14 protein-coding genes are annotated in these 11,112 nt (G+C 48.3%); 3 read left to right on the plus strand and 11 right to left on the minus strand.

Going from position 1 to position 11,112, the window contains the following annotated elements:
- Window positions 1-2 precede the first annotated feature (2 nt).
- Window positions 3-584: a nitrogen fixation protein NifQ gene (locus tag RW114_RS11320; RefSeq protein WP_340122860.1), complete on the plus strand. Its 582-nt coding sequence runs from the start codon at window positions 3-5 to the stop codon at window positions 582-584.
- A 19-nt stretch (window positions 585-603) separates the two neighbouring features.
- On the opposite strand, the gene RW114_RS11325 is transcribed toward RW114_RS11320, so the two are convergent.
- The 5 genes from RW114_RS11325 to RW114_RS11345 form a co-directional block, all read right to left on the minus strand.
- A complete protein-coding gene (locus tag RW114_RS11325; protein ID WP_340122861.1) occupies window positions 604-1,059 on the minus strand; it encodes a GNAT family N-acetyltransferase in 456 nt (151 codons plus the stop codon).
- Window positions 1,060-1,225: 166 nt separating this feature from the next.
- On the minus strand, window positions 1,226-1,600 hold the full coding sequence (locus RW114_RS11330) for a VOC family protein (protein ID WP_340122862.1): 375 nt from the start codon (window positions 1,598-1,600) through the stop codon (window positions 1,226-1,228).
- 3 nt (window positions 1,601-1,603) lie between these two features.
- A complete protein-coding gene (locus RW114_RS11335) occupies window positions 1,604-2,068 on the minus strand; it encodes a peroxiredoxin (RefSeq protein WP_340122863.1) in 465 nt (154 codons plus the stop codon).
- A 123-nt stretch (window positions 2,069-2,191) separates the two neighbouring features.
- Window positions 2,192-3,100, minus strand: a complete 909-nt coding sequence (rdgC, locus tag RW114_RS11340) for a recombination-associated protein RdgC (protein ID WP_340122864.1) — start codon at window positions 3,098-3,100, stop codon at window positions 2,192-2,194.
- 319 nt (window positions 3,101-3,419) lie between these two features.
- Window positions 3,420-4,211: a sulfite exporter TauE/SafE family protein gene (locus tag RW114_RS11345; RefSeq protein ID WP_340122865.1), complete on the minus strand. Its 792-nt coding sequence runs from the start codon at window positions 4,209-4,211 to the stop codon at window positions 3,420-3,422.
- Window positions 4,212-4,314: 103 nt separating this feature from the next.
- Between RW114_RS11345 and RW114_RS11350 the strand changes: the two genes are divergently transcribed.
- Window positions 4,315-5,556, plus strand: a complete 1,242-nt coding sequence (locus RW114_RS11350; protein ID WP_340122866.1) for a multifunctional CCA addition/repair protein — start codon at window positions 4,315-4,317, stop codon at window positions 5,554-5,556.
- Between the two features lie 182 nt (window positions 5,557-5,738).
- Window positions 5,739-6,221 carry a YajQ family cyclic di-GMP-binding protein gene (locus RW114_RS11355; RefSeq protein WP_340122872.1) on the plus strand — a complete coding sequence of 161 codons (483 nt, stop codon included), beginning with the start codon at window positions 5,739-5,741 and terminating at the stop codon, window positions 6,219-6,221.
- Here RW114_RS11355 and RW114_RS11360 read toward each other — a convergent pair.
- The 6 genes from RW114_RS11360 to RW114_RS11385 form a co-directional block, all read right to left on the minus strand.
- The gene (locus RW114_RS11360; protein ID WP_340122867.1) at window positions 6,218-7,099 is read right to left on the minus strand and encodes a CPBP family intramembrane glutamic endopeptidase; all 882 of its coding nucleotides are present in this window, start codon (window positions 7,097-7,099) and stop codon (window positions 6,218-6,220) included. The two genes, RW114_RS11355 and RW114_RS11360, sit on opposite strands and share 4 nt — an antisense overlap.
- Window positions 7,100-7,101: 2 nt before the next feature.
- Complete coding sequence (locus RW114_RS11365; RefSeq protein WP_340122868.1) at window positions 7,102-7,881, minus strand: 16S rRNA (uracil(1498)-N(3))-methyltransferase; 780 nt, start codon at window positions 7,879-7,881, stop codon at window positions 7,102-7,104.
- Between the two features lie 2 nt (window positions 7,882-7,883).
- Window positions 7,884-9,233 carry an adenosylmethionine--8-amino-7-oxononanoate transaminase gene (locus RW114_RS11370; RefSeq protein WP_340122869.1) on the minus strand — a complete coding sequence of 450 codons (1,350 nt, stop codon included), beginning with the start codon at window positions 9,231-9,233 and terminating at the stop codon, window positions 7,884-7,886.
- A gap of 65 nt (window positions 9,234-9,298) precedes the next feature.
- Window positions 9,299-10,084 (minus strand): Uma2 family endonuclease, encoded by a 786-nt coding sequence (locus RW114_RS11375; RefSeq protein ID WP_340122870.1) that lies wholly within the window; start codon window positions 10,082-10,084, stop codon window positions 9,299-9,301.
- Window positions 9,985-10,830 carry a methylenetetrahydrofolate reductase [NAD(P)H] gene (gene metF, locus RW114_RS11380; RefSeq protein WP_340122871.1) on the minus strand — a complete coding sequence of 282 codons (846 nt, stop codon included), beginning with the start codon at window positions 10,828-10,830 and terminating at the stop codon, window positions 9,985-9,987. The genes RW114_RS11375 and metF overlap by 100 nt, the downstream gene beginning before the upstream one ends.
- 159 nt (window positions 10,831-10,989) lie before the next feature.
- A partial coding sequence (locus RW114_RS11385) for an adenosylhomocysteinase (RefSeq protein ID WP_340122873.1) occupies window positions 10,990-11,112 on the minus strand: 123 nt, incomplete at its 5' end.

Consider the following 11,112-nt stretch of genomic DNA (forward strand, 5'->3'; position numbering starts at 1 on the left):
TCATGTCGGCCGTTCTCCAACTCCAGGATGACCGGGAACAAATTTATTCCCGGCTGAAACAAACTATGCCTGATAGGCTATCGCCTAATCATGAATGGCTGGCCTGTATGATGGCCAGCTGGTGTGCCGGGCAAGGCGTTTTACCTGACACGATGGGGTTGGAGTCCGAGCAGTTTAATGCGCTAACAAATCATCTTTTTCCCGGCAGCAGCATTCCTGATCACGCGTCATCGGGTAGCAAGCTGGACTTTGCCCGGATGCTGGAAAGAGATGATCTGGTTAATCTGCTCAAGCATTTCAGCAAGCCAGATATTATCGAAATGGACTGGATCATAGGCGTTATCGTAGCCGGCAGTCTGGGTAGCGATCACTTATGGCAGGATTTAGGTCTCTGGTCGCGCTCGCAATTGAGCGCCATGCTGCAATACAACTTCCCCGAACTGGCCGAAAAAAACGACAAGGACATGAAATGGAAAAAATTCTTGTACAAACAGCTTTGCGAAGCGGAAGGCTTGTATCTGTGCCGCGTACCCTCTTGTGAGGTGTGTATCGACTACCCCAAATGTTATGACTCTGAGGAATAAGGCTTGTAACAAATTGAATCTACTTTTTTAATGGCCGCTTTAAACAAACCAGCTGCGTCGATTGCCAGTCCTGTTTCTCATAAAATGCCAAGGCAAGTAAATTATTTTTATCCGCCAGTAACTGCAAGCGTTTAAGGCCCTGCCGTTCAGACCAATAAACAGCCTCGGCAAGCAGTTTTTCACCAATGCCCTGATTGCGAAAATCGGCAGCCACAACCAGATCTTCAAGCAAGCCTACCTCGCCGCCTTCCGCTGTGGAAATCAGGATTTGTATGCTGCACATGCCCCGGAGTTTTTTATCGTCACTCGCTTCGGCCACCAGAATACAAGCCTGGCCGTTTTTTAACAGCAACTGCAATCCCAGCGTCTGTTTGTCCTGATCAAAATCAAAATCGGCTTCAATAGCAAACAAGGCTTTTAAAAGCGCTATCAATTGAGGGATATCGTCTGGTTTTGCGGTTCGTATGTTGATCATAGATCTGACTCAGGCGCCATTAATCGGTTTTTTTGAAAAACTGGAGCAAGGATAATTCATGGGAATACCGCAGGCTCAAAGCCCTTTATAAATTCCGCTCCTTTTTTCTATGGCACCGGATCCCGGCTTCCATGCTAGCTAATCGAAAAAAACATCATCAGAGTGCTTATGTTTGCTGAAGAATCTCCAGCGCATTACCGTCCGGGTCGCGACAAAACAGTGCTTTTCGTCCTGATTTGCTCAAGGTATAGGCGATACCGTTTTTATCCAACACAGCCTTAACCGGTGCCAGTTCATTGACACTTAAGGCGATATGCCGGTCACGGCCGCCATGTTCAGGGCGACCGGTTGTCGGGTCGGAATTTTTCAGTTCCAGTAAATGTATCTGCTGAGCACCCAACTGCAACCAAGCACCTGGAAAGCCCAGATCAGGCCTGTCAACCTGTTGCATGCCGAAAATATCGCAGTAAAATTTCAGTGATACGGCGATATCGGCAACAACGAGGCTGGCGTGATGGATAGTAAAATTGAAGTTTGTCATTGCTTACAAGGTTTTTACTTTTTCCAATATCTCTTGAGCATGACCCTCTGGCGTGACGCCATAGGCTGCTTCAACCAATACGCCTTGCTTGTCGATAATGAACGTGGAGCGAAGCATAGCCATGCTTTTTACGCCATTTTTTTCCCGTTCCTGCCATACGCCGTAGCTCTCGCAGAGTTCGCCGTTGACGTCAGCCAGTAGATCCAGTTTCAAATCGAATTTTTTAATGAAATCCGTATGGCTGGCGCAGGAGTCCTTGCTCACACCGATAACCACCGTATCCGCTTTGGCAAATTCTTCGGCTAGCTGGGTAAATTGATTGGCTTCTATGGTGCAGCCCGGCGTGTCGTCTTTAGGATAAAAATACAAGACCACGTTCTTTTTCCCGGCATAATCAGACAAATTAACCGGTTCATTAAATTGATTTTTTGAGCTGAATTGGGGGGCTTGTTGGTGTTTTTCTAACATGGAAAGTTCCTCACGAACAGTTAAAACATGACCTTGCAGTGTAAGCGCATCAAAGCTCCACTGCAAGCCACCATCGCGCTTGTCTTTTTGAGTAGCGACGATGGCAAGTTTATCGAAAACAGTCTACGCTTTATGCTCGCCGCCGAATAACTCCAGCAAACGCGGCAGGAAGTTTGCCAGTTCCAACGACATAATCGAAAAATCGACATCGAATTGCTCGGCTTCGGAGTCGGTATTCATATCGGATACCTGATCCTGAATCAGATCAAGAAACTTCAGGCGCTTAACGGCCAGATTCTCATCGAGAATGAAAGAAAGACGGTCTGACCAATTCAGCGCCAGTTTGATCACTTCTTTGCCGGTATCCAGATGATTTTTAATTTCGGGCAGGCTCAGGTCATGGCGTTTACAACGGATAATACCGCCTTCCTCTTCCGGTGAACGCAATTCACACTCGTCTTCAATAGTGATGTCGTCCGGCGCCTGATGGTTGATCAGCCACTCGGTCATGACTTTGACCGGCTTTTCGATGGTATTGAGTGGAACAGCCGGCAGCGAACCTAAGGATTTGCGCAAATTACTCAGCAAATCTTCGGCTTTTTTGGCAGAAGCCGCATCGACTATCAGCCAGCCGCCTTTAGGATCGATATAAGCGTAAGTCTTGTTCGAGAAAGTGAACGCTCTGGGCAATAACTCAAAGATAAGCTCATCCTTGATAGCGTCGCGTTCTTTTTTGGCTAATTTACGCCCTTGTTGCTCTTCGGTTTCAAAAATTTTTTCCTGCATCATTTCATTGACGACAGACGCAGGCAGGACTCTTTCTTCTTTTTTTCCGCACAGCATTAAAAAGCCGTTCGCGCTATGCACCAGCTGCGACGATGATTTGCCCAGCGGTGAAGTCCAACCGAAAGTAAATTCTTCATGACTGCCGCAGGGACGAAAAGCCATTTGTTCAAGTTTGAGCTCCAGGTCTTCTGGAGCCAAAGTGAATTCTTCAGTAAGACGAAAAATACTTAGATTTTTAAACCACATGTGCAACGGAACCCTTGTCAGTAAAATGAGTGTGTATTATCGCAAATTTGACGGCATAAAAATAAAGTAAATTTTATGACAAGCGCTGTTCAAAAGGGTGTTGCTTTCAAGGAATGTCATTTATTTTTACCATGAAGTGCATGAAAGGCTTGAAGAAGTTACTGTATTGACTTTCTGCATTAGATGAATTCAAGTGAATTAGCAATCCTTATTCGACAAATGCTCTTTCCTTCATTATCTTCATGTCCTTCATGGTAATAAACACAAGCTATAAGCTGGATAAGGGATCAATGAGACATTGTTACGCATCAGCCCCCGTTCAAAACCAGATCAGCTTGGCCGCCATCACAAACAGCAGCAGCGAGAAATAGCGTTTTAATTTTTCCGCCGGCAGTTTGTGAGCCAGCTTTGCGCCTATCGGTGCGGTGTACATGCTGGTCAGCACTATGCCCAAAAAGGAGGGCATATAAATATAACCCAAACTCCAGTCCGGCAGCTGCAAGGCATCCTTGCCCAATATCGCATAGCCTATCGTTCCGACTACGGCTATCGGCAAACCGCAGGCGCTGGCCACGGCGACGGCATTGCGCATCGGCATCTGAAAATGCACTAAAAAAGGCACTGTAAGCGTGCCTCCGCCTATTCCCAGCAGCGACGACAGCAGTCCGATAAGGCCTGCCGCACCCAAATCCAAGGTTTTGGAAGGTTGCTGCTGTCCGGGTTTCGGCTTTATCTGCAAGGCCATTTGTATGCCCACGCCTAGCAGGTAGATGATAAATATAACCCGTAATACGCCGCCGGACAGATGATCCGCAACCACGGCACCGATTGCCGCACCGACCATAATCCCAGGCCCCAGGGCCAGTACTTTATCCCATAATACGGAATTCAAGCGATGGTGCGCCAGCACCGAAGAGATAGAGGTAAAAATAATGGTCGCCAGTGAGGTTGCCACCGACATGATCATGATCAGTTCCGAGGGGAATCCTTGCGCCGCAAATAATAGGGCCAATACCGGCACAATAATCAGGCCGCCGCCTATCCCGAAAAGTCCGGCCATTGATCCCCCGACCGCGCCCAATAAAATACTGGCTAAAAAAATGACGATCACTTGATTCTCCTGATAATGTGCTGATTGCCTGTGCCGGCATTATGCCTTTTTTTGAATACGGCTGTGCTATTCTAGGCGCATTTTTAAACGACTGAGTGACCCTGTGGAAATATACCTTGTTGGCGGTGCGGTGCGCGATAAATTACTGGGGCTTCCGGTCAAGGAGCGGGACTGGGTGGTGCTGGGCGAAACCCCGGAATCCATGGTGAAGCATGGCTACAGGCCGGTAGGCAAAGATTTTCCGGTGTTTTTACACCCGAAAACGCATGAAGAATATGCACTGGCCAGAACCGAACGAAAAACCGCACCCGGCTATAAAGGTTTCACCATACACGCTGCCCCCGATGTCAGTCTGGAACAGGATTTGATTCGCCGCGACCTGACCATCAATGCAATGGCAATGACACCGGAAGGCCGGCTTATCGACCCTTACGGCGGTCAGATCGATCTTGAAAAACGCATTTTCCGGCATATTTCACCGGCATTTGCCGAAGATCCGGTGCGGATTCTGCGTATCGCCCGTTTTGCCGCCCGCTACGGGCATCTGGGTTTTACGCTGGCCGAAGAAACCCGAAGTTTGATGCAATCCATGGTGACTGCAGGGGAAGTGGATCACCTGGTTCCCGAACGGGTCTGGGCGGAACTGTTCAAGGCGCTGAATGAGAAATCGCCCAGCGCTTTTTTCTATACCTTAAAAGCTTGCGCGGCACTGGATAAAATCTTCCCGGAAATACAGTGCTTATTTGGTGTGCCGCAGCCGGAACACTATCATCCGGAAATCGATACCGGCATTCATGTGATGCTCTGTTTGGAGCAGGCGGCGCTGTTGTCGGCTAGCCCCGAAGTCCGGTTTGCGGCCCTGGTCCACGATCTGGGCAAGGGCGTGACGCCCCGGGCTAATTGGCCTCATCATTACGGGCATGAAACCCAGGGGCTGCGGATTCTGGAACAGCTATGTATGCGTTTGCGTGTGCCGAATTCGTTTAAAACCTTGGCTGTGCAGGTGATGCAATACCATTCGCATTGTCACCGGGCTTTTGAACTACGCGCCTCAACAATAACCGATATGCTGGCCGCTCTGGGAGCCTATAAGCCTAGGCATAAATTGTCTGAATTTTTGCAAGCTTGCGAGGCGGATGCCAAAGGCAGAACCGGATTTGAAAACACGCCCTACCCTCAGGCCGTACTGCTGAGCGGCGCCGCCAAGGCGGCGGCTTCGGTTGACACGTCGTCTATCCTGAATGGCGAATTTAAAGGTTCGCATATCGGCGAGGCGATACGCCGCTTGCGCATTAAGGCCGTCGCCGAGTTTATTAAAGCCGAATCAGCGCCGGCTGAAAGTTGAATATTGTTTTAAATACCCTTATATTAAAATTTCTTTGTAACGACTCAGTAGTTAGAAAAATGGAACGCAGATGACGCTGATCATTAAGATCAAATAAGATTTTTTCGAGTTACCTGCGTTCTATTATTATATTGATGGCTGAGTAGCTACATTTCTTTTTACCTTATTTCTTAATGATAACCATGCCTACTTTCGACATAATTTCCGAATTCGACAAGCACGAGATTAAAAACGCCGTCGACCAAGCCAATAAAGAAGTGACCACTCGCTTTGATTTTAAAGGCACGGACTCCAGCTTTGAATTGACCGACGATAAACTGATTATGACCTCTGAATCGACGTTTCAGTTACAGCAAATGTTCAGTGTGGTCTGCTCAAAACTCAGTCGACGCGGCGTCGATATTGCCTGCATGGAAGTTGGCGATCCCAAGCCCGGCGGCAAATCGGTACGCCAGGAAATCATCATGAAGCAGGGTCTGGATTCGGCGCTAGCCAAGAAAATCGTCAAATTGATCAAGGACAAAAAACTGAAAGTCCAGGCGGCTATTCAGGGCGATCAGGTCAGGGTGACCGGCAAAAACCGGGATGATCTGCAGGAAGTGATTAAGATGCTCAGAGAGGAAAAGCTGGATATGCCGTTGCAGTTTGAGAATTTCAGGGATTAGGCAGCTTTCCTGGCCTTTTTGTAAACAAAATAGCCGACGATGGCGAGACCGAGCCATCCGGTGACTAAAGGCCCGACAACATGATTATAACTGCTGACCAGATAAAGATATTCCGAGCTAAAATCGGTATTGAACAGGCTGCCGTTCATTTTTATTTGCCACACCCAACCGGCATGGCAGCCGATACATAAGCCCAGACTTTCCTTTACCTGCGTCCTCAGCACCGCAAGAAAAATACCGACCACCAGCAAGGAAAGAAATGCCGATAGATTTTGCGGATTCAGCACATTGACAAATGCGTTACCCAATAAGATAAAGCCGCTGAATACATTAAATTCCTCCGCGGGTATTTCGGTTTTGCTATCCAGAAAATGCAGCGCTGCAAAATAAGTTGAGCTGATTACAATGGCGGCAATGGTCGGCAGCTTGTTTTTTAAACCGGCCAACAGCATTCCCCTAAAAACGGATTCTTCGACCACTGCAATTAACAGCGCCAGCAACAATGAAAGCCCTGTTTTTTTAGCCAGGAAACCGATTGTCCATTGCTGCGGCTGATCAATAACATTGACTCCCAGAGCATACAGAATAATGAATACCGGCAGCAAGGTCAGCAATCCCAGCCCGAATCCTTGCGGTAACTGTTTTAAAAACTTCGACCTTGCGGTATATCCTAAGTCCTCTTTTTTAAAGTTCAGATAGGCCATTGCCGGGAAAATGCTCAGCAGCAGGAATATCTGCGTCAAGCGGATGATCAGTTTTCGTAACATGGACTGATCGTCCAGTCCCAACGCGATCAAATAGCCTAACAAACAGGCCATTGAGCTGGCTGTCAGCAACACCAGCAAGGGCACTATTGAACAAATAAGGTATTTTTTCATCATTAACTTCCCATTTCCGGATTAGGCACCCGGCCAAAATCGCCCCATAACAGCTGCACGGCGGCTAAGGCGGCAATCGATGCGGTTTCGGTCCTTAATATGCGAGCGCCTAAACGGACCGGGATAAAGCCGGAAGCTTTCGCCAGTTCCCGTTCCTGATTGGAAAAACCGCCTTCGGGGCCGGTAAGCAAGGTCACCCTTCGACTGCGCTCAGGACAGGCTTTCGTCGTTTCGGGTTTTAACTCGGTTAATGTGGTTTCGGCATAAGGATCGAGAAACACTTTTAGCCCCTGTTGCTTGCCTACCCAGTTTTGCAGCAGCTCAACTTCCGGCAATGCAGGCAAGGTGGTTCTGCCGCTTTGTTCGGCCGCATGTTGAACGATTTTTTGCCAATGCAACAAGCGTTGCGGCTTTTTTTCGCCTTTGAATTGCACCACGCAACGCTCGGTCAATAACGGCGTGATCTGATTGACGCCTAATTCCACGGCTTTTTGTACGGTCAAATCCATTCGGTCACCCCGTGAGATACCCAGCCCCAGGATGACCTGCAACGGCGATTCCACGCTACGGTCAATCCATTGTTCAACGGCAACCAGTACGGCTTTCCGGCTGACCTCGCTAACCGCACACAAATATTCGCCGCCCTGACCGTTAAATAAAATGACTTCGGCGTCTTTTTTCAGTCGCAACACGGTTCTGACATAATGGCCGTTGTCATCATCCAGTTCGATCAGTTGGCCTGTAACCAGCGGCGCGGGTGTATATAATCGGGAGACTCGCATAATCAGTCCTTAACCGCCTGTTGTATGCCTTGCCAGGCGACCTCGGCGATTAACAAAAGCTGATCCTCGGTCACAATATAGGGCGGCATGAAATAAATAACGTTGCCCAAGGGGCGCAATAAGACACCTTTGGACAGCGCGTATTGATAGACTCTAAGCCCGCGACGTTCCTGCCAGGGATAAGGTTCGCGGGTGTGTTTATTCTTGACCATTTCAATCGCCAGGATCATGCCGGTTTGCCGGACTTCGGAGACATGCGGATGGTCATGAAAACGTGCCGCTACTTTCGCCATGCTATCAGCCAAGAATTTGTTTTTTTCGATGATGTTATGGTGTTGAAAAATCTCTAGCGTCGCTAACCCTGCCCGGCAAGCCAGCGCGTTTCCGGTATAACTATGGGAGTGCAAAAAAGCACTCATGTTCTGATAATCAGCATAAAAAGCCTGATACACCTGATCGGTGGTCAATACCGCCGACAACGGTAAATAGCCGCCCGTCAAGCCTTTGGACAAACATATAAAATCGGGGCTGATTGCCGCCTGTTCACAGGCAAATAAAGTTCCGGTGCGTCCGAAACCAACCGCAATTTCATCGGCGATTAAGTGTACATGGTATTTATCACAGGCTGCTCGGAGCAAGGTTAAATAGACCGGATCATACATGCGCATATTGCCGGCGCATTGCACCAATGGCTCGATGATGACCGCGCAAACCGTATCGCTGTGTTGTTGCAGTGTCTGCTCCATCAAGGCAAAACGGCGGGTGGAATAATCCGCCCAGGATTCGCCGGGTTCACGCTGATAACAGTCCGGACCGGGCACGGTGATCACGTCCATTAATAACGGCGCGTAGGTTTCTTTATACAGCGGCACATTGCCGACGGCCAGCGCACCCAAGGTTTCGCCGTGATAACTGTTTTCCAGCGTGATGAATCTGGTTTTTTGAATTTGTCCAAGGTTGCGCCAATAATGAAAACTCATCTTGAGTGCGACTTCTACCGCAGAAGAGCCATTATCGGCATAAAAACAACGGTTCAGCCCTTCCGGCGTTATTTCGACCAGTTTTTCTGCCAGCTTGACGGCCGACTCATGGGTGAATCCGGCAAAAATCACATGCTCCAGGGTATCGAGCTGGTCTTTTAATGCCGCATTGATGATGGGATTAGCGTGTCCGAATAGATTCACCCACCACGAACTGATCGCATCAAGATAGCGATTGCCGTCAAAGTCTTCCAGCCAAATACCCTGGCCTTTTTTGATCGGAATAATCGGGAAAGTTTCGTGATCTTTCATTTGTGTGCACGGATGCCACAAAACGGAAAAGTCTCGATCGGAAAGGGATTTATTAGACACAGGTAATAACAGGCGAAAGGCGGAAGGATAGAATCGTCGTAGGGGCGACCGGCCGGTCGCCGTCACTATGGCAGATTAAGTGAGTCAATAAAAGCGTTTACGTCTTCATTATCGACGCGCGCGTAAATATCCGCTACCGATAAGCTTAAACCTACAGATTCAAAAGCCACGTTGTCGCCCATAAAATAATGCCGTGATACCCAACCTTCACTCTTGCGGCAGACTTCAACATCGACAAAATCCTGCTCAATAAGCACATATTCTTTTAGCGATGTCAGGGTTTGATAAGCGATTTTTTTGGCGGTTTCATCCATTCTGCGGGTCGATTTTGACAAGACCTCGACAATAATAACCGGACTCTCGGTGTAATAGGCGTCATCGGTTTTATCGTTACACACCACCATGACATCGGGATAGAAAAACTGGCTGCCGACTTTAACTTTAATATCCGATGCAAAGGCTTCGCAGGGTGTGTTTTTTAACTGCGTCCACAGTTCGCCAGAAACATTCGCTGTAATCCGCTGGTGATTTTTACTCGCGCCTGTCATCGCATAAACAGCGCCATCAATATACTCATGCTTGATGTCGCTAAGTAGTTCGCCTTGTAAATAGGCTTCTTCGCTAATCCACTCGGCTGCTTGTTTTAATTTCAACGCCATGATTTTTACCTCAATGAATATTTGCCGGATTTGTGCGGCGTCCAAATAGATTGAAAGCAAGTCACGCGCATAAGCATAGCAAATACCTTCAATCAGCGCTTTAAATTCTCCAAAATCGCCAAGGTAGGCGCGGCCTGATTCATCGTATAAAAATGCAAGCCCGGCGCGCCGCCATCCAACAAACGTTGGCAAAGTTCGCTGACCACGTCCAGACCGAATGCTTGTACAGATTCCCTATCATCACCAAAGCTTTCCAGGCGTTTGCGCAGCCAGCGAGGAATGTCCGCGCCGCACATTTCTGAAAAGCGGAACAATTGCGTATATTGGGTAATCGGCATAATGCCTGGCACGATAGGAATCGTTATGCCGCTTTTCTCACAGGCATCGACAAAATAAAAATACGCTTCGGCATTGTAAAAATATTGAGTGATGACCGCATCGGCACCCGCAGCTACTTTACGCTTGAAGTTTTTAAAATCTTCCGCGCCGCTGGCGGCTTGCGGATGTATTTCTGGATAGGCGGCAACATGAATCTGGAAATGATCGCCGGTTTCCTGGCGAATAAACTCGACCAGTTCATTGGCATAGCGAAATTCTCCGGCTGACATCATGCCGGAAGGCAAATCGCCTCTTAACGCGACAATTTTACTAATACCATGATCCTGATAGTCTTTCAGTATCGCGCGAATATTGGCTTTGGTTGAGGCAACACAGGATAAATGCGGCGCGGCGGCGATACCTTTGGCTTGAATATCGATGACCGTAGTGAAGGTTTTATCGCGGGTCGAGCCCCCGGCGCCGAAGGTAACGGAAAAAAAATCGGGATTGAGTTTAGCCAGTTTGCTATGGACAAGCTGCAAGTTTGCCGCGCCTTCTTCGGTTTTTGGCGGGTAAAATTCAAAACTGAATAATTGGGGATGTGTTTTTTGTGATTGCATTTTTTGGGTCTCACTGACGGGAATCTAACGACTGTATGGGCAGATATTTGTTGGGATGTGCATTCCCACTGATTCTGTCGGCACCGGTGTAGACTCATTGAGCCCGTGTCGTAGCGACACGGGCTGCATTCCCACGGGAACCGTGAGAGAGATGATTAATCAATAACGGTAATGATCGGCTTTAAACGGTCCTTCAACCGGAACATTAATATATCGGGCTTGCTCGTCGGTTAAGACGGTCAAATTCACGCCCAGCTGCTTTAGATGCGATCTTGCGACCTT

This window comes from Methylobacter svalbardensis, assembly GCF_037671525.1.
Classification (GTDB): domain Bacteria; phylum Pseudomonadota; class Gammaproteobacteria; order Methylococcales; family Methylomonadaceae; genus Methylobacter_A; species Methylobacter_A svalbardensis.

Bases quoted from the DNA above. Each gene is read 5' to 3' on its own strand.
- RW114_RS11360 (WP_340122867.1), bottom strand. From the start codon at position 7,099: ATGAAAAAATACCTTATTTGTTCAATAGTGCCCTTGCTGGTGTTGCTG.
- RW114_RS11335 (WP_340122863.1), bottom strand. From the start codon at position 2,068: ATGTTAGAAAAACACCAACAAGCCCCCCAATTCAGCTCAAAAAATCAA.
- rdgC (WP_340122864.1), bottom strand. From the start codon at position 3,100: ATGTGGTTTAAAAATCTAAGTATTTTTCGTCTTACTGAAGAATTCACT.
- RW114_RS11355 (WP_340122872.1), top strand. From the start codon at position 5,739: ATGCCTACTTTCGACATAATTTCCGAATTCGACAAGCACGAGATTAAA.
- metF (WP_340122871.1), bottom strand. From the start codon at position 10,830: ATGCAATCACAAAAAACACATCCCCAATTATTCAGTTTTGAATTTTAC.
- RW114_RS11325 (WP_340122861.1), bottom strand. From the start codon at position 1,059: ATGATCAACATACGAACCGCAAAACCAGACGATATCCCTCAATTGATA.
- RW114_RS11330 (WP_340122862.1), bottom strand. From the start codon at position 1,600: ATGACAAACTTCAATTTTACTATCCATCACGCCAGCCTCGTTGTTGCC.
- RW114_RS11320 (WP_340122860.1), top strand. From the start codon at position 3: ATGTCGGCCGTTCTCCAACTCCAGGATGACCGGGAACAAATTTATTCC.
- RW114_RS11365 (WP_340122868.1), bottom strand. From the start codon at position 7,881: ATGCGAGTCTCCCGATTATATACACCCGCGCCGCTGGTTACAGGCCAA.